16 protein-coding genes and 1 pseudogene are annotated in these 18,499 nt (G+C 53.7%); 5 read left to right on the forward strand and 12 right to left on the reverse strand.

The genetic code is table 11. The features are described from left to right. Window positions 1-75: 75 nt before the first annotated feature. From ACFL9S_RS05295 to rstA, 3 genes are all read right to left on the reverse strand, one after another. Complete coding sequence (locus tag ACFL9S_RS05295) at window positions 76-489, reverse strand: type II toxin-antitoxin system HicB family antitoxin (RefSeq protein WP_405260725.1); 414 nt, start codon at window positions 487-489, stop codon at window positions 76-78. Between the two features lie 55 nt (window positions 490-544). Further along, window positions 545-727, reverse strand: coding sequence for a type II toxin-antitoxin system HicA family toxin (locus tag ACFL9S_RS05300; protein WP_405260726.1), 183 nt, complete (start codon window positions 725-727; stop codon window positions 545-547). A gap of 146 nt (window positions 728-873) precedes the next feature. Then, window positions 874-1,602, reverse strand: a complete 729-nt coding sequence (gene rstA, locus ACFL9S_RS05305) for a two-component system response regulator RstA (protein ID WP_405260727.1) — start codon at window positions 1,600-1,602, stop codon at window positions 874-876. Between the two features lie 177 nt (window positions 1,603-1,779). Here rstA and ACFL9S_RS05310 point away from each other — a divergent pair, with 177 nt between their 5' ends. Further along, window positions 1,780-2,211: a hypothetical protein gene (locus ACFL9S_RS05310; protein ID WP_405260729.1), complete on the forward strand. Its 432-nt coding sequence runs from the start codon at window positions 1,780-1,782 to the stop codon at window positions 2,209-2,211. Window positions 2,212-2,214: 3 nt separating this feature from the next. Here the strand turns inward: ACFL9S_RS05310 and ACFL9S_RS05315 are convergent, their stop codons facing one another. Both ACFL9S_RS05315 and ydgH read right to left on the reverse strand, forming a co-directional pair. Continuing rightward, window positions 2,215-3,606, reverse strand: a complete 1,392-nt coding sequence (locus tag ACFL9S_RS05315; protein ID WP_405260730.1) for an amino acid permease — start codon at window positions 3,604-3,606, stop codon at window positions 2,215-2,217. A gap of 210 nt (window positions 3,607-3,816) precedes the next feature. Next, a complete protein-coding gene (gene ydgH / locus ACFL9S_RS05320; protein WP_405260731.1) occupies window positions 3,817-4,767 on the reverse strand; it encodes a DUF1471 family protein YdgH in 951 nt (316 codons plus the stop codon). Window positions 4,768-5,285: 518 nt separating this feature from the next. Here ydgH and pntA point away from each other — a divergent pair. Both pntA and pntB read left to right on the forward strand, forming a co-directional pair. Then, window positions 5,286-6,815 carry a Re/Si-specific NAD(P)(+) transhydrogenase subunit alpha gene (gene pntA / locus ACFL9S_RS05325; RefSeq protein WP_405260732.1) on the forward strand — a complete coding sequence of 510 codons (1,530 nt, stop codon included), beginning with the start codon at window positions 5,286-5,288 and terminating at the stop codon, window positions 6,813-6,815. Between the two features lie 10 nt (window positions 6,816-6,825). Next, window positions 6,826-8,214 carry a Re/Si-specific NAD(P)(+) transhydrogenase subunit beta gene (gene pntB, locus ACFL9S_RS05330; protein WP_405260733.1) on the forward strand — a complete coding sequence of 463 codons (1,389 nt, stop codon included), beginning with the start codon at window positions 6,826-6,828 and terminating at the stop codon, window positions 8,212-8,214. A gap of 85 nt (window positions 8,215-8,299) precedes the next feature. On the opposite strand, the gene ACFL9S_RS05335 is transcribed toward pntB, so the two are convergent. From ACFL9S_RS05335 to ACFL9S_RS05360, 6 genes are all read right to left on the reverse strand, one after another. Next, on the reverse strand, window positions 8,300-8,566 hold the full coding sequence (locus ACFL9S_RS05335) for a DUF2534 family protein (protein ID WP_405260734.1): 267 nt from the start codon (window positions 8,564-8,566) through the stop codon (window positions 8,300-8,302). A 23-nt stretch (window positions 8,567-8,589) separates the two neighbouring features. Next, window positions 8,590-10,614: a TonB-dependent copper receptor gene (locus ACFL9S_RS05340; RefSeq protein WP_405260735.1), complete on the reverse strand. Its 2,025-nt coding sequence runs from the start codon at window positions 10,612-10,614 to the stop codon at window positions 8,590-8,592. 156 nt (window positions 10,615-10,770) lie between these two features. Beyond that, window positions 10,771-11,268, reverse strand: a complete 498-nt coding sequence (locus tag ACFL9S_RS05345) for a DUF2946 domain-containing protein (RefSeq protein ID WP_405260736.1) — start codon at window positions 11,266-11,268, stop codon at window positions 10,771-10,773. Between the two features lie 385 nt (window positions 11,269-11,653). Next, window positions 11,654-12,604 carry a universal stress protein UspE gene (gene uspE / locus ACFL9S_RS05350; RefSeq protein WP_405260737.1) on the reverse strand — a complete coding sequence of 317 codons (951 nt, stop codon included), beginning with the start codon at window positions 12,602-12,604 and terminating at the stop codon, window positions 11,654-11,656. A 116-nt stretch (window positions 12,605-12,720) separates the two neighbouring features. After that, entirely contained in the window at window positions 12,721-13,476 is a 756-nt protein-coding gene (locus tag ACFL9S_RS05355) for an FNR family transcription factor (RefSeq protein WP_133841937.1), read from the reverse strand. A 309-nt stretch (window positions 13,477-13,785) separates the two neighbouring features. Continuing rightward, window positions 13,786-14,709 (reverse strand): LysR substrate-binding domain-containing protein, encoded by a 924-nt coding sequence (locus tag ACFL9S_RS05360; protein WP_405260739.1) that lies wholly within the window; start codon window positions 14,707-14,709, stop codon window positions 13,786-13,788. Window positions 14,710-15,055: 346 nt separating this feature from the next. On the opposite strand from ACFL9S_RS05360, the gene ACFL9S_RS05365 reads away from it, so the two are divergent. Further along, window positions 15,056-16,381 (forward strand): MFS transporter, encoded by a 1,326-nt coding sequence (locus ACFL9S_RS05365; RefSeq protein WP_405260740.1) that lies wholly within the window; start codon window positions 15,056-15,058, stop codon window positions 16,379-16,381. A gap of 56 nt (window positions 16,382-16,437) precedes the next feature. On the opposite strand, the pseudogene ACFL9S_RS05370 reads toward ACFL9S_RS05365, so the two are convergent. Further along, window positions 16,438-16,737, reverse strand: a pseudogene (locus ACFL9S_RS05370) (DoxX family protein); the annotation flags it as partial. 114 nt (window positions 16,738-16,851) lie between these two features. Between ACFL9S_RS05370 and ACFL9S_RS05375 the strand changes: the two are divergent. Next, entirely contained in the window at window positions 16,852-18,381 is a 1,530-nt protein-coding gene (locus ACFL9S_RS05375) for a carboxylesterase/lipase family protein (RefSeq protein ID WP_405260741.1), read from the forward strand. The last annotated feature ends 118 nt before the right edge of the window (window positions 18,382-18,499 follow it).

Raw genomic sequence — 18,499 nt, forward strand, 5'->3', positions numbered from 1 at the left:
ATGTGTTCCTGACTGGCTAATGAGTGACAATTAAAGCCCCGGCATAACCGGGGCTGGAGAGACGAAGAAGAGGGGTTAACCTGCTTTACGCAACTCTTTTCGGGTAGCCGAGGCAATAAACCCGCTTCTGCTCCTGTACTCGGGTTTGTTTCTAACGGCATCATCAATTTGATGTAACAGACGGTGCGGCAATGTGATATTGACCCTTTCTGCCCTCCCGTCAAATTTGTCCATATCGACCCATACCAGTGCCCACTGACCGCCAACGTATTGCGCCGCATCATTTACGATGTGGTACTGCATAGTTTTGGGAGTGGGAACGTCCATTTCATTCTCTGCCAGCGCTTCAAAGTGCGCATCAATGGCGCTTTGAGCATCAGAATAAGCATCATCGATAGAGTTTCCGGCAAAAATACAGCCATCAACGTCAGGAAACCATCCGCTGGCTGTACCGTCTTTATCGATCTCAATAAATGCTGGGTAGTGCATATTTATCTCCCCGTGGAGTTCATCGTAAAGGAGCGCCCCTAAGGACGCTGCCTGATTACTTGATCCCGGCCTTCTTCAATATCTGCCTGAGGGTTCCAGGTTTAATATCTTTGGTGGGATGGGGTACCGTAACTAAGTTAGGGGAAACTGGACTTTTGAACGTGTGGTGACTTCCTTTAACCCTGATCAATGTCCATCCATTTTCTTCTAACACCTCTATCAGTTTCGAACTCTTCAAGCGTCCTCCGTGTCGCTAACTGACGAAGGTATTATACACATGATGTGTATGATTGGGCGATTGATTCGTGCGCATAGTGTGTGTCATTACATGACTGACTGGACGTTATGAATTCCATCTCTGGTAAAACTGGATAAACAGCTTCTTCATTGCGCATCCCAGGCGTGCGGCGCAAACAGGTAGCCTTTATTACGGATGGTTTTAATCCGGTAAGGCTCAGTGGCGCTGTCCAGCAGCTTCTTGCGCAGACGGGAAATCGCCACATCAATGCTGCGGTCCATGCCGTCGTAGCTGACGCCACGCAGCGTTTTCAGCAGCGCATCACGATTCAGAATGGTACCGGCATGGGTTGCCAGCTCCCAGAGTAGATCGAAATCGGCGGTTGAAAGGGCGACGATGTCATCGGAGAGGGTCACCTGGCGGTTAATCGGATCGATGCTTAAGGTGCCAAAACGCAGGGCTTTCTGACCGGAAACACCGGGGGCAATCTCTTCATGCTGGCTGCTGATCCCGGCCTGGCGCAGATGCAGTCGCAGGCGGGCAAGCAGCACGGCGGGCGGCGTGGTCTTAAGAATATAGTCGTTTGCGCCCATCTCCAGCGACAGGATATGATTCATATCGCTGTCCAGCGACGTCAGCAGCACGATAGGTCCTGACCAGGTGTTACGCGTGCGCAAATCGCGGCACAGCGTCATGCCATCTTTGCCTGGCAGCATAATGTCGAGCATCACCAGATCGGGATTCGCGGCAGCAATAGTCTCTTCCGCACGATCGCCACGGCTTTCTACAATCACGTCAATATCATGCCGACCCAGGTAGGCAGCAATCAGTTCACCAACATCTTTATCATCTTCGACAAATACAATTTTGTTCATAGGGCCGGGTATCTGGCTATTGGAAACCGTAGCTTATCCTTTCCTGCCAGTAACGACTATTAATCAGTGCTAAATGTTGGGGGGAATGGAGTACAAACTCGGCCGAATATGTCATTATATCCCGCGCCTGAAAAGGTGTACTGCGTCGAACCCAGTCAGGGCTGTTCTTGCGTCGAAATGGATAAGGAGAGAAGAGTGTCAGAAGAGAAGCTGGCTTCAGCAGAGTACAGTGATCGTATCTGCCTCAACTATATCGATTTCCTCTCCGCATCCTGTAAAAAACGCTGGAGTTTCGTTGACGCCATTTATGGTGTGATCCCGTTTTTTGGCATGATTACCCGCAAGTCCGCTACCAGCCTGCCGTCATCGACCGAACCTCTGAAAGACCTCGCGTTGCAGATCATCTCGACTCAGGTGAGCGATGAAATCAATATTGCCCGTCTGATCACTCTGGCTCAGCAGCAGCATATCGGGCAGTTTGATATCCTGATGCCTTATCCGTTGTCAGAATCACAGCTGGTCGCGATTCGTCAGGAGTACGCCAGGCCGCTTGACCTGGAGCAGCATGACGATCGCCTGAGCGTGATGCTCCCACAGCTGGCGCACTGACCCTCAGCGGGTCAGCATCCATACGGCTGGCAGGGCGGTGATCACCAGCAGCACCATGATCGATTTTTCAACACGGTGCAATGCAGTCCCGGCGCGGCCGCCACGGCGGGCAAAGAGAAACAGCAGCATCCCCGGCGCGTAAAGCACCACCGACAGCAGCAGATGCATCGGGCCTGATGCGTACAGCAACCACAAACCATAGACGCTGGCACCCAACGCGACCATCATCGCCCCAGGCTTATTTAAGTGACGCGCCACTTTAAACAGATAAGCACCGACCAGCAGATAGGGCACCAGAATCATTTCAGAAGCAATCGTCAGCAACGTGTTGTAATCAGAACCGGTCAGCCAGATCAGGATCAGACACACCTGCACACACCCATTGGTCAGCCACAGCGATGCAGAAGGGGCTCCCCGCGTATTCTGTCGGCTAAGGCCACGCGGGAACGCGCCGTGCTGTGCTGCCACCAGCGGCACTTCCGCCGCCATGATCGTCCAGCTCAGATAGGCTCCGCAGACAGAAACAATCAGTCCGCTAATAATCACCAGATTGCCCCAGGGACCGATCAGCGCGGTCATCAATCCGGCCATTGAGGGATTACGCATTTCCGCCAGTTCGGCACGCGGAACGATCCCCAGTGACAGCAAGGTGACCAGCAGATAGATCGCCAGTGCTGCGCCAACCGCCAGCAGCGTGGCACGGCCCACGTCATGACGGTTTCGCGCTCGCGATGACACGACCACCGCACCTTCAATACCAATAAACACCCACAGCGTGATCAGCATGGTGTCTTTCACCTGCTGCCAGACCGGTTTACCCAGCGCCACACCGCTGAAGTCGAAGCGAAAACGATCGTAATGGAATGCAGCAATCCCCAGCAGGACGAATAAACCCAGCGGCAACAGTTTGCCGAGTGTCGCGACCAGATTAATGCTGGCCGCCGTCTGTACACCGCGCAGGACCAGCGTATGCACCAGCCAAAGCAGTACAGATGCTGCGAGCATGGCTTGCCATGTGTTGCCATTGCCGAAAATGACATGGCCGGGAGAATCCGTGAAGAAACTCATGGCTGAGAAGACGATCACCAGGTAGGACACATTGGCGATCACGGCACACAGCCAGTAACCCCAGGCCGAACAGAAGCCTATGAGTTCGCCAAATCCCGCCTGCGCGTAGGTGAAAATGCCGCCATCTAACTCGGGTTTTAACCGGCTCAGCAGCAGCATAGCCAGTGCCAGCAGCACGATACCCACACCGGTGATGGCCCAGCCAATCAGGAGGGCTGCCGGGCTGGCGACCGCCGCCATATTTTGTGGCAGGCTAAACACGCCCGCGCCCAACATAGAACTGAGTACCAGCGCCGTCAGTGCGGTAAGACCTAACTTTTTGTCCAAAAAAAACTCCGGTTACAGAATAAAAAACCAGTTGTAACGAACATGTTGGTTTTAACTCAGGATTTAAGGCCAGAAAAAGCAACGAAACGCCTGAAAGTGGCGGGGGATTCTACGGACAGCGGCGGCAGGATGCAATGACTTACTATGCAAAAAGAGACGGGAATTATTCAGAATAACGGGGCAACCAGGCAGCTGCCCCGCAGGGACGCGTTACTTGAAGAGGTCCGCAGAGATGGTCAGGTTACCACCGCTCTGATTCGACCACTGACGAGTGACGTGATAATACTTGGCACCTTTGGCGATCGCACGGCGACCCACTTCTTCAGACACTTCCGTTGGTGTGCTGTAGTGGCCGGTGAAGGTCACGCTATCATATGGCTGCATCTGCGCCGCCGTAATGGCATTCACTTCCTGCACACTTTTGCCATCCGGCGTCGTCACTGTATAACGCTTACCGGTAGAGCTTTGGGTTTCATAGAAACGACCCACTTTATTGCTTGGGGTTTCATTAGACGCCACGCCCGGCAGTTCAACCGTTTTCGCTGCCGCACCGCCCGCTGCCAGCGCTGCTTTGCCGGCTTCGGAATCCGCAGGGATCAGGTTAGGGGACTGTACCTTACGCTTAGGCGCATCAGCTTTATAGATGTAAGCCGTGATGATCTGATTGCCACCGCTGTTGGTGTCGATCTGACGCACAATAAAGAAAGACTCTGCGCCTTTATCTTTTGCTGCACGGGTAATGGCATCATTGACATCAGGCTGGCTGCGGAAGAAGCCGCTGGCGCTAACGGTGTCGTAAGGCTCAATAGTAAATGCTTCTGCTTTAGTCAGTTCACGCACGCCATTGATGATGCGATCTTTATTTTTCGGCGCGGCAGGTGCATCGGCATGATAGAGGTCGGCAGTCACATTCCAGTTGCCGCCGTTGCCGTTAGTATCGTTGATACCCTGAATATAGTAAGAGGCTGCACCCAGCGCATCAGCACGTTTTGATACGGCATCGCTGGCTTCGTAAATGGCATTAAAACGCCCGCTAATGGTGACCCGATCAAACGGTTTCAGCGCAGCGGCTTTCTCCGGCGTCAGTTCCTGCGCCGCGTGAGCGGACAATGCTGTGAGTGACAACAGGGCTGATGCCAGAATGGTATTCTTCAGCTTCATAAAAATTAATCCTTCGCCTTACGCAAAAAATGAGTACAAAAACGTGCTGGACTCTTGATGTGCAACAGATTAGCGGATGATTATTGCATGTAATAATGTTCGCTGTCTCAGCCATTTTGTGGGGATTTGACGGCCGCGCAATTCTTATTTTCAGAATAATGAAGAAAGCTGGCTGAATCGTGTCATTTTTCAATCATTAACCACTTAAGCTGGTAATTGTTAACACTTATTACGTTAAGGTGTTGTTAATCAAAGTTTTTTGATAAAAACTATCGGTAATTGTTAAATTCTATCGTAGCAGATCGTGCGTTCTTTTCCCCCTGATTAAGGCTCAATATATCGTTAGCAGGGGGCTGTACTGCTTTTTTATCGGTTAGTCATCACCAGGCACTGACTGTAGCTGGATCGGAACGCGTATTTTCAGTAGGTTATAACCAGTTTGAGCCTGTTACGTTTCGGTCATAAGGGCCGGAATGATGAGAACAAACCATCGTACTCTCTGAAGAAAAGGGAAGATTATGCTTATTGGTATTACCAAAGAGCGGTTGCCCAACGAAGCCCGTGCTGCTGCTACACCGAAAACGGTTGAACAGTTATTAGCACTGGGTTTTCGCGTCGCTGTAGAAAGCGGCGCGGGTAAACTCGCCAGTTTTGAAGACGCGGCCTTTGAAGCGGCTGGTGCAACCATTACCGATTCGGTGAATGTCTGGCAGTCCGATATCGTATTAAAAGTGAATGCACCGACCGACGAAGAGATTGCTCTGACGCGCGCCGGAAGCACGCTGGTGAGCTTTATCTGGCCTGCGCAAAACCCGGAACTACTGGCAAAACTGGCAGCGCGTAACGTCACTGTGATGTCAATGGATGCCGTGCCACGTATTTCACGTGCGCAGTCGCTTGATGCGCTGAGTTCGATGGCAAACATTGCCGGTTATCGTGCCATTGTTGAGGCCGCGCATGAATTTGGCCGCTTCTTTACCGGGCAGATTACCGCTGCTGGTAAAGTGCCACCCGCCAAAGTGATGGTGATTGGTGCCGGGGTGGCCGGCCTGGCCGCTATCGGCGCGGGTCGTAGCCTTGGCGCTATCGTCCGTGCCTTTGATACCCGCCCTGAAGTGAAAGAGCAGGTACAAAGCATGGGTGCGGAATTCCTCGAGCTGGATTTTGAGGAAGAAGCGGGCAGCGGTGATGGTTATGCCAAAGTGATGTCTGAAGCCTTTATTAAGGCTGAAATGGCACTGTTTGCGGCTCAGGCGGAAGAAGTGGACATTATTGTCACCACCGCGCTGATCCCAGGCAAACCGGCACCGACGCTGATCACCGCAGAAATGGTGGCTTCCATGAAGCCGGGCAGTGTGATCGTCGATCTGGCTGCACAAAACGGCGGTAACTGTGAGCTGACCGTGGCCGATACCATCACCACCAGCCCGAACGGGGTGAAAATCATCGGTTATACCGATCTGCCAAGCCGCCTGCCTACCCAGTCTTCTCAGCTTTATGGCACCAACCTGGTGAACCTGATGAAGCTGCTGTGCAAAGAGAAAAACGGTGAAATTACCATCGACTTTGACGATGTGGTGATCCGTGGTGTGACCGTGATCCGTGATGGCGAAATCACCTGGCCAGCACCGCCGATTCAGGTCTCTGCAGCGCCAAAAGCAGCCAAGGCGGAAATCCCGGTCGAAAAACCGGCAGAGAAACCGGCTTCACCGCTGCGTAAGTATGGTCTGCTGGTGCTGGCGATTGTGCTGTTTGGCTGGCTGGCAAACGTGGCTCCCCCTGAGTTCCTGTCGCACTTTACCGTGTTTGCGCTCTCCTGCGTGGTGGGTTACTACGTAGTGTGGAACGTCAGTCATGCTCTGCATACGCCGCTGATGTCGGTGACCAATGCCATTTCCGGCATTATCGTGGTCGGCGCCGTGTTGCAGATTGGTCATGGCGGCTGGGTCAGCTTCCTTTCCTTCGTCGCGGTGCTGATTGCCAGCATCAATATCTTTGGTGGCTTTACCGTCACCCAGCGCATGCTGAAAATGTTCCGTAAAAACTGAGGGGAAGTCCATGTCTGGCGGATTAGTGACTGCAGCCTATATTATTGCTGCGATCCTGTTTATTTGCAGCCTTGCCGGGTTGTCTAAACATGAGACCTCGAAGCAGGGGAATATTTTTGGTGTAAGCGGAATGGCGCTGGCGCTGGTGGTGACCATCTTCGGCCCGGATACGGGCAACGTTGCCTGGATCCTGCTGGCGATGGTGATCGGCGGTGCCATCGGTATTCGTCTGGCGAAGAAAGTCGAAATGACCGAAATGCCAGAGCTGGTGGCGATGCTGCACAGCTTTGTCGGTCTGGCTGCGGTGCTGGTGGGCGTTAACAGCTACCTGGACCACGGTCCTGGCCTGCTTCCGGTGATGGAAAACATCCATCTCACCGAAATCTTTATCGGTATCTTTATCGGTGCTGTGACCTTCACCGGTTCTATCGTGGCCTTTGGTAAGCTGTGCGGCAAAATTTCTTCACGCCCGCTGGCACTGCCTCATCGCCACAAGCTGAACCTGCTGGCGCTGGTGGTTTCACTGGCGCTGTTGATTATGTTTGTGCGCAGTGACAGTACCGGAACCCAGGCCTTTGCCCTGGTGGTGATGACGCTGATCGCACTGGCCTTCGGCTGGCATCTGGTGGCGTCTATCGGCGGTGCGGATATGCCTGTCGTGGTCTCCATGCTGAACTCCTACTCGGGTTGGGCGGCAGCGGCAGCGGGCTTTATGCTCAGCAACGACTTGCTGATCGTGACCGGGGCGCTGGTCGGTTCGAGCGGTGCAATCCTCTCTTACATTATGTGTAAGGCGATGAACCGTTCATTCTTCAGCGTGATTGCGGGTGGGTTTGGTACTGACAGCAGCTCAACCGGTGAAAGCGAAGAGATGGGTGAATATCGCGAAATCGATGCCGCTGGCACCGCTGAACTGCTGAAAAACTCCACCACGGTAGTGATCACTCCAGGCTACGGCATGGCGGTCGCGCAGGCGCAGTATCCGGTGGCAGAAATTACCGCCAAACTGCGTGAGCGCGGCATCAAGGTGCGTTTCGGTATTCACCCGGTCGCCGGTCGTCTGCCTGGCCACATGAACGTCCTGCTGGCCGAAGCAAAAGTGCCGTATGACATCGTGCTGGAAATGGATGAGATCAACGATGATTTCAGCGATACCGACACCGTGCTGGTTATCGGCGCGAATGACACTGTGAACCCGGCGGCGCTGGAAGATCCGCGCAGCCCAATTGCGGGTATGCCGGTGCTGGAAGTGTGGAAGGCGCAGAATGTGGTGGTGTTTAAGCGTTCGATGAATACCGGCTATGCCGGTGTGCAGAACCCGCTGTTCTTTAAAGAGAACACCCAGATGCTGTTTGGTGATGCGAAAGCAACGGTAGAAGCGATTCTGAAAGCGCTGTAACAGAGAGCGGGGCGACCGGGGCATGGTCGCCCAATACAACAAAAGCTGACCTTTAATACGGGGCAGCTTTTTTTTTGCCTGTGATTCAGCCCCGGCTATTGGGATCCTGCTCGCCGATAAACCAGTACCACAGCGGAATAGACAGCAGCACGGTAAACACGGAGCTGTAAATCATAATCATAAAGAACTCAGAAACATACAGCTCCACCGGCCAGGTTGAGAAGGGCATATTATATTCATCGATGGCACCACCGATGATCGCTTTGGTCATCACGATAGCGGCACAAACCCAAAGACAGGCCTGAGCGATAAAGAAATTCCGGCTTTTTTTGCCTGGAGGGAATAATGACATGATGTGTACTCCTTTACGGTTTTCTAAAATTTAACGTTAACTTTGGCCCACCAGGTGCGGCCAGGCTCATTAACTGCAGTATTTGCCGAATAGCCAAAGGCGCTGTTTCCGGCAAGATTAAGGTGTTCGCTGTAGGTCTTGTTCAATATGTTGTCCAGCCCGGCGCTGAGTTTCAGGCTTTTATTGACCTGCCAGGCGGTATTGGCTGAGACGGTGGCAAAGCCTGCACTGCGGTCGAAATCTTTACCCACAACATTCCCTTCATTCTGCGCAATGCGCGACTGGGCGCTGACCATGCGCAGCAAGCCGCTGGTGCTCCAGTTGCCTTGCTCCCAGGTCAGCCCCACGCGGCTCTCCAGCGGGGGCATCTGTGGCAGCGGGCGGTGGTCAGCGGTATTTTCACCCCAGGACCAGGCCAGACTGCTGTCGACCTTCAGGTTATCCGTGAATTGATAACTGAAGCCCGCTTCGCCTCCCATAATGGTGGCATCAACGTTGCCTGCGCGGCTTATCTGAGCATTGCTGGCATCGTAACTGAAGAGAATAAAATCGCTGACATGCCCGACATAACCTGACAGCCAGCCCTCCAGCCGCTCACCCGAATATTTGGTGCCAATGTCCAGCTGCGTGGTTTTTTCCGGTTTTACGGAGTCGAAGGCGCTTGAATGACCATCGGCTCCGGTCGTCGGAGAGAACAGCTCCCAGTAATCAGGGAAACGCTCTGTGTAGCCTACGCCTGCGTAGAGCATCAGCGGCAGGTCTTGCAGAGTATGCTCCAGCCGCATAAATCCTGCGGGCATTGTAGCGTTTCTTGTACCCTGGCCGGAAGCACTGAAATTATCTACCCAGGCGCGGTCGAGACGGGCACCGCTGACCAGCGTGTTGTGCGTATCTGCCGCCCAGCTCAGTTCACCGAAAAGGCCCACATCATGAAAACGGGCATCTTTAATCCAGTTATCCGCGTCGCGGCTGCGATGACTGCTGGTCTGCATATCCATGCCGCTTTTCAACGTATAATCTGACCACAACCAGGTTCCCATTGCGCGGCCGCCAACCGTCCGGCGATCAAGCTGCATCGCCATCCCGGAATGCATGCTCATTCCCATGCCGCCCATGCCGCCCATGCCGCCCATGCTTTCCGGGCTACGCAGGCTGGTATTGTCCATAATATGATTGGCGTAGTTGTAGTACATCTGCGCCTCAAATTTGTCGAATATCTCACCGATGTTCGACTTCTCTACCCGCATGCCAAGGCTTTCCCGTTTGAACTGCGAACCATCCATACTGCGCCCGGCATAGCGTGCTTCCCCGTTGCCACGTCCGGCGGTCAGCTCCACCAGCGTGTCCTTATCCGGGGTCCAGCCCAGCGCTATGTCACTGTTCCACTTATTCCAGTGCGATGGTACGCGGTCGCCATTGCCATCTTTATAATCGCCAGCAATCGAGTGATTGCCGATAACGCGCAGGTAGCCCCGATCGCTACCGACACTGAGATCGGCATTCTGGTCCCAGCGGTTATTGGAGGCGCCAAGCAGGCTGGCATCACCCTGTACGCCTGGTTTATCGAAATGCGGGGTTTCACGCTCAAAACGAACGGTCCCGGCGGAATTACCTGGCCCCCAAAGCACCGTTTGTGGCCCTTTGGTTATCGTCAGCAGGTCGAAACTTTCCGGGGAGATATAAGAACTGGGCGCATCCATCCTCGCCGGGCAGGCACCTGGCATTTCACTGCCGTCCGTCAGAATGCGCAGGCGTGAGCCAAACATTCCACGAAACACTGGATCGCCGTTCGTTCCGCCATTACGTATCTGGGAAAAACCCGGGATAGTCTTCAGATAGTCAGAGCCATCGCTGGCGGGCACGGGCTGACGCGGTGTTTTAGGTGATGTGACAATCTCCAGCGGCGAATTAAGCGGCGCGGTCACCGTCATTACCGCAGGGTCATTGGGCAACTCAGCATTCTGGTGCCCCTCGTCGGCGATAACGGAAGAGCAGACAGACATCAGCGCAACGCTGAGCACCGATAAGCGAAAGTGGCGGTGATTCATTTTTCCATCCTTGTTTGAAATACAATAATCCATGCAATCGCAGACTATTGACGGTAATAATGTCTTATTTTATTGGTTTATTTATGACGTAATAAGGCCTGCGAATATCGCATGTTAATTTCAGGCGCAAGTCGTCCCCGAAATAAAATAACAACCTTAGAAAGAAGATGAAAAGACAGGCGGTGCGCGCGGTTGCGAAATACTCAGGAAGAAGGCAGAGGAGAACCAGGATTGATAGCGTGATGATGGCGCCTGTAACGTCAGACGGAACAGCAGCCAGATTAACGGGATAAAGACGAGGAGCAGTAAGGGGAAATGTACCAGGAGCTGGCAGTAACCGCAGGCAAAGTCATCCATCATTGCCATACCACTCGGCATGGTATGGTGCTGTCCGTGATCAGACGGAGGCGCTGCTGTCATTGACGATGGCGGCGAGTGCAGGGTGGTCATTTCATCCATCGTCATGCCGTTCATGTCTCCATGATGCATCGACGACATCGATGAGTGATCTTCTTGAACAGAGGCATCCGGTGCCGATGCACGCTGATGCTCCAGACTTTTAGAGACATCCGGCGCAATAAAGAGCAGCAGGATCGCCAGGATAGCGATAAATGCAGGTATCCGACGCTGCGACAGGCGATAAAAAGAAACCAACAGGCAACCCATAGCAGAGTGAAAAGGTAGACTGAGTGTAGCGATTTTTATTCATGATGTTAACGAGTAAATTAACTAATCTTCTTATTTTCCTTTTTTCCCCCTTTATTTCTCCACGAACCTCATTGCAGGGCGAATATCAGCCGTTAATAGCCTGTGGCTTTTAGTGACATGACAGAGTTTGTTCAGCGTATGAGACGGTAATGGGTCATATTTCCCCCATCGTACTCTGGTTAGATAAGACTCCGCCGGAACAGAGCGTTATTTTATTGTTACCGGAGAGCATCCATGAATATTATCGCCACCACCGCCTGTCTTTCCGGGCGATCATCATAACGCAGGAGGAAGAGGGCGAACCTGCGGTTCAGGCTCGCCCGTGGTGCCATTAATCGTCTTCGTCATCATCCAGTTCGACCGGGGAAGCGAAGCCGTCAGGCTTAATCGCCAGCAGGTCACAGCGCAGATGGTCAATAACCTGTTCTGCGGTATTACCGAGGAACGCTGCCGACAGCCCGGTACGGCCAATGGTGCCAAGCACCACCACACCCGCATCAAGATGTGCGGCCAGCTCCGGGATCACCTCTTCAGGTAGCCCTTTTTCCACATGGGTAAACTTCTCATCAATGCAGAATGACTGACGCAGCGCCTTCATCGCCACCAGATGCTGACCACGGATGGCATCGTTATAGACGCTCGGATCAAAGTCGGGCAGCTCAATGGCGATATTAATCGGCGTAACGGGATAAGCGCCGACCAGATGCACTTCCGTATGGTTAACCCGTTCAGCCAGCTCCAGCGTTTCTCTGACCAGCTTGCTGTTTAACGGATCGTGGTGCGGCTCTTCGCTGGCGAGGTTTACTGCCACCACCGCCTTGCCGCCTTCAGGCCAGGCTTGGTCTTTCACCATCCAGACCGGGCACGGACATTTGCGCAGCAGGTGCCAGTCGGTTGGGGTAAACACCACCGCCTGTAAGCGGTCATGCTGGTGCGCCATCTTAATGACCAGATCGTGTTTGCTGTTCAGCACTTCCTGGATAATCGCTTCGAACGGACGGTTGTGCCAAATCACCTTGATATCAATTTGCACGCCGGCCGCAAGATAAGCCTGAGCCTGTTCGCGGATCCACTCAGTACGTTGGCTAATCACCCCTTTGCGCATCGTGACGCGTTCATCCGGTGACAGCAGCGTGGTCATCTCGTAGGAGAAGTCGTAAATGGGAAGAAAACAGGTAATCTTGCCGCCAAGTCGCTGATTAAGGTAAACAGCGCGACGAAGTGCGGGCTGGTCGTCCTGTTGCGGATCGATCGCCACCAGAATGTTTTGATATTGAGCCATAACGGTTTCTCCTTGCACTGAGCGTGTCAGTTTAAAGATAGCCCAATCGAGGCAAAGGAAGAAGGGGAAAAGTTGTTGCCGGATCAATAAAATAACAAATATTGATCCGGTAAGGGTCAGGCGATAGCGCGGCTTTGTCCCGCCAGTTCTGACAGAATTTCATGATTTTCGATGGTGATGTATTTGCCTTTCACTGCCAGCATGCCACTTTTCTGGAAGCGGCCGAGCAGACGACTGATGGTTTCTACCGTTAATCCAAGGTAGTTACCAATATCACCACGGGTCATGGTCAAACGGAATTCACGCTGCGAGAAACCGCGCTGGCCGAAACGGCGCGACAGGCCGTAAATAAAGGCAGCCAGACGTTCTTCCGCATTTTTCTTCGACAACAGCAGGATCATTTCCTGGTCGCCCTTAATTTCGCCGCTCATCAGGCGCATCATCTGCTGACGCAGGCTGGGCATTTTACCGGAAAGGTCGTCGAGAGTTTCAAAAGGAATTTCGCACACCATGGCGGTTTCTAACGCCTGGGCAAAGCTGGGATGCTGGTTACCGCTGATGGCATCAAAGCCGACAAGGTCGCCCGCCAGATGAAAACCGGTAATCTGCTCATCACCCTGTTCGGTGATGGTGTAGCTTTTAATGGTTCCGGAGCGAATCGCGTACAGGGAACGCAGTTCGTCACCCGCTTTAAACAGAGTTTGTCCTTTCTGAATCGGTTTTTTACGCTCGATGATGTTATCAAGCTGGTCCAGTTCATGCTCGTTGAGCGTGAAGGGAATACAAAGCTGACTGATGCTGCAATCCTGGCAGTGAATGGCGCAACCACCCGATTGTATGCGTCTAGTGATAATTCGCTTTTCCGGAATCATTATGTACGCTCGATGATAATTGACTAACATCAATTTACCATTTTTCCCGCGCACAAGGGAACTCATCTGAACCGTTTTAGGCACAATAAATATGGGGATGTTATTAATAATCGGTATCCCTGTGAAATTCGTGTGATAAATAATCCGCTATCAGATGATTCGCAGGTTAACCTTCGCCAAAAAGGCTTAATTTTAGCGTTTATCGTTATACGCACCACGGGAGCCACCTCCATGATGCGTATCAAGAAGCGCATAAACACCGCCGGATGACGCGCGGCTGGAACATCACGAATGCAATGCGCTAAAGAGTCAGCCAGAATGGGATTTTCGGATCGTAGCCAGCAGGATCTCAGCACTTAACGTCAGAGACACACCCGAGCGGGTCATGATGCCGACGGCTTCGCCGGGGCCATGTGAGGCAATTGGCAGTGCAGCCAGCGCGTTGTGCAGTAAGTCTTCTTTAATCGCGCCCGATGGCACAAACCACACATAGTTGTAACGCAGCGCCAGCTGGCGTGCCAGAGAGGTTGAGGATGTCTCCACCAGGGTGCCGGGTAACACACAACCTTGTTCCTTCAGCATCGCTTCGGCAATCCGGCGCGGGGCAGTGCCCTCCGGTGAAATCACCACTGGCCAGGAAAGTGCTTTAGATAGCGTGACATTGTCACTTAGTAGTGGGTGTTCCGGCCGTACCACCAGGCGTAACGACTCCAGAAACAGCAGTTCGTAGGTCAGCCCGCTCATCAAATCGGGATCGGCCATGCGCCCAATCCCAACGTCAAATTCTCCGGCTTTCAGCGCGGCGATCAGCACGTTGTTATGCAGCGTGGCCACCTGCACAATCGCCTGCGGCTGTTGCTGGTGAAAACGATCGAGAATGGACGGCAATATACCCAGCGCCACAGTGGTCAGCACACCGAGGCGCATCACCTCAGGGGATTTTTCCTGCGGTAACGTAAACGACTGCCCGGCATGATTCAGTGCATCCAGAACACGCACCGCATGGGTGAGAAACTGCTCGCCCATGGTGGTCAGCTGCGCCCCCAGACGTCCGCGCTCAAACAGCCGCACACCGGCCAACTCCTCCAGCTCGTTCAGTGTTTTCGACAGAGCGGGCTGGCTGAGTGACAAGGTTTCGGCGGCACGCCCCAGCGTCCCTTGCTGTGCAACGGCGACAAAGGTATGTAAATGGCGCAGACGAATACGCTGATTAAACTGATATTTTTTGTCCATCAGGCAGAATAATAACGGCCCGGATACACTGGCAAGTTTTCTATGAGTGTTTTGTTAACCTTATTGCAAAATTTGATTAACATTTGCTGCGTTTCCGACGTTATCCATTACTTCTGGTATGACTACAGAGCGAATGGGTATGGCAGAGATTATTAATCCTTTGAAAAAGTCAGTGAATATCCTAATAGCGCATTGAGATCATCTCCGTCGCATTTCAGAATAAAACCGACATATTTTCCCAGGAGAATTCCATAACAATCCGTTATGATAGCCGGCACTTTTTCTACAAACCTCTGCGACGTTGTCATTCGGGCAGGGTGAACACTGGCCTGTTATGGAGCGCGAAGTGGACAGTACCGCAGCGATCGATATCCGTACGTTGATTAATCAGGGGTCGTTGAGTCGTTATCAAAAACGCATCATCGCCCTGAGTTTTGCCGTTGTGGCAATGGATGGTATGGATATTGCCCTGATGGGTTTCATCGCCCCGGCGTTGAAAAGCGCATGGGGAGTGACTAACCATCAGTTAGGTGCCGTCATCAGTGCCGCGCTGATCGGGCTGGCGCTGGGGGCTATGTTTGCCGGGCCGCTGGCCGATCGGTTTGGCCGTCGGGTAATCATCATTAGCAGCGTGTTCTTCTTTGGCTTATGGACGCTGGCCACCGCATTTTCGCAAAACCTTGACCAGATCATGTTGTTCCGCTTTCTCACGGGGCTTGGGCTGGGCGCTGCCATGCCGAATGTCGGTACGCTGGTGGCGGAATACTCCCCCGAACGTAAACGAGCCTTTCTCATCACCGTGGTGTTCTGCGGGTTTACCTTTGGTGCAGCCAGCGGAGGATTTGCCGCCTCATGGTTAATCCCCAACTTCGGCTGGCATGCGGTGCTGGTGATGGGGGGCATCCTGCCGCTGCTGCTTGTGCCGCTATTACTACGCTGGCTGCCGGAGTCCGTGCGTTTTATGATCGCCCGTAACGCCCCGGCGGCGCAGATCCGGCAAATCGTCGAGAAGATGCATCCAGGCTGCGTAGGTGAAGAGTGCATCTTCACGCGCAGTGAAGCGGCAGCCAGTGAAGGCGCGGTAAAAGTTGTGCTGTCGCGCCGTTACCTCTTCGGCAGCATGATGCTGTGGGGCAGCTACTTTATGGGGCTGTTCCTGGTCTACCTGATAGGCTCGTGGCTGCCGTCGCTGGTGAAAGATGTCGGTATGACGGTGACACAGGCGGCGCTGGTCACCGCGATGTACCAGGCGGGCGGTACCGTAGGCTCACTGTTTGCGGGCTGGATGATGGATCGCTTTAATGCCAACCTGGCGCTGGCGGCGATCTATTTCACCGGCTCCATTGCCACGGTCTGCATTGGCTATGCGCCAGCGGATGTCTGGGTGCTCGGCTCGGTGGCCTTTTGCAGCGGTTTTTGCCTCAACGGGGCCAATACCGGTATGAACGCGCTGTCAGCCAGTTATTACCCAACACATGCCCGTGCCACCGGTTCCAGCTGGATGCACGGCGTGGGGCGTATCGGCGCTATCCTCAGTGCGTTCGCGGGTGCGCAGATGTTGTCGCTCGGCTGGAATATCACGGATGTTTTCTCTTTCCTGGCGATCCCTGCGGTGCTGACCACCCTGATGCTGGTAGCGAAATATCGCTATGGTTACCAGCGCGAGGCATAAATCGAACGGCTTTTCTGGATCAGGGGCCGACTTTTTTCTGGTCGGCCCGATAAAACCTACTGCAACTGACTATTACTGACCATCGTAAACCGACCTGCACCCAGAAACATCACGGCCAGCGCGCCAAAGAAATAGAGTGATTCTCCCTCCAGTGCCCAGGCACCCACGCCGCTGCGATCCCATATCGCGCCTGTTTTCACCAGCAGCGTTGCCACCGCCAGATTCACGGCAATCACAAACGCCGCCGGACGCGTCATCAGGCCAATGATGATCATCAATGGGGCCACGACTTCACCAAGATAAGCGCCATAAGCCACAAAACCGGGGATGCCGTGTGCATGAAGCGGTCTGGCGATCATCGCACTGAGGAGAACACGCGTCATATCAGCATAATCTGCAAATCAGAAGCCGTGATGGACTTTCGCCCCCCGTCTGTAAATAATTAACTCAGAGATGATGCGGAAGGATCTATGAGAAACGAACGATCATTACGGATTATGACGGCGGAAGGCAGCCTGTGCGGGAGTGTGGAAGAGGGGGTTTTCGTCTTCAAAGGGATCCCTTACGCGGCACCGCCGGTGGGCGAACTGCGCTGGAAAGCACCGAAGCCGGTGACGGCCTGGCAGGGAGATAAAGACGCTACGGCCTGGGGAGCGGCCAGCTGGCAAAGTCGGGAGTATTGTCTGGCCGTTGGCGGTGGCGATCCCGGACGTTTTCACGAAGACTGTCTGTATCTCAACGTCTGGACGCCGGAGGTCTCCCCGGCCACACTGCTACCGGTGATGGTGTGGATCCACGGTGGCGGCTACGCCGTTGGCTCCGGTGGGTTAACGCCGTATCTTGGTACGCCGCTGGCGCAACGTGGTGCGGTGATCGTGACCATCAACTACCGTCTTGGCCAACTGGGCTTTTTTGCCCATCCGGCGCTGGACAGCGAATATGCCGACGGTGAAGTGGTTAATAACTTCGCCTTACTTGATCAGATTGCCGCCCTGCAATGGGTACAGCGCAATATCCGTGCTTTTGGCGGGAACCCAAAAAACGTCACGCTGATGGGAGAATCCTCCGGTGCCCGCAGCGTCCTGGCACTCTATGCTTCACCGCTGGCCCGGGGATTATTCCATAAAGGCATTGTCCAGAGCGCCTACGGCGTGCCAGATGTATCACGCGCCGAGGCACTGAAAAAAGGGGAAGCGCTGGCTCGCCACTTTAATCTGCCGCATGCCAGCGCGGAACAGCTGCGGGCCTTACCTGCTGAATCATTCTGGCCGCTGGATCGTGCGCTGGGTATCGGTCCGGTGGCGATCCACGGCGATCGCGTGCTGCCACAGCCGATGCTCAGTGTGTTTGCTGCCGCCCAACAGCAGCGACTGCCGCTGATGATTGGCAGCAACAGTGATGAAGCCAGCGTACTGGCCTATTTTGGCGTGGATGCCGCGAAGGTCATTGCGGATATGCGCCGCAAACATCCGCTGGCGTTAAAGCTGATCAAACTGTTGTACCCGGACGTCTGGGACGATGACGAGCTCGGCAGGCAGGTGGCGCGTGATATGACCTTTACCACGCCAGGCTACATTGTGGCGCTGGCACAGCACCGCGCAGGGATGCCGGGCTGGCGCTACTATTTTGATTATGTCTCTGAAAATGCCCATGATCTCTATCCTCACGGCACCTGGCATGGCAATGAAATTCCGTACGTTCTTAACACGCTGGGGCAGTTAGATCCCGCTGATCCCGCACGTCCTTTTACAGAGGGGGACCATGATTTTTCGCGGCGCGTCAGCGAATACTGGTTACGTTTTGCCCGCGATGCGAGTGCGTTCTCACATCAGATAAACGGAGAAACTGACTGGCCCGCCTGGCATCCCTGGCGCGACGTCACGCTGCGCTTTGGTCGTCACGGCCTGGCCTGTATTGCCCCTGAAAAACGCTTTATGCGGCGCAGAATGCAGGTGTTTCGTTTGCTGATGCGCGTTTTTGTCCATCTTAAACACCAATAAAAACGTTTCTCTGGCAGAATACTTAATATTTTCTGCTGTGTTTTTAATGGCCTAAATCACCATAAAACTGCGTGATAGCAATAGTTTATGTTTTACCCTGGAGAATATAAGGGATAAA

The organism is Erwinia sp. AnSW2-5 (assembly GCF_045107195.1).
Classification (GTDB): Bacteria; Pseudomonadota; Gammaproteobacteria; order Enterobacterales; family Enterobacteriaceae; genus Erwinia.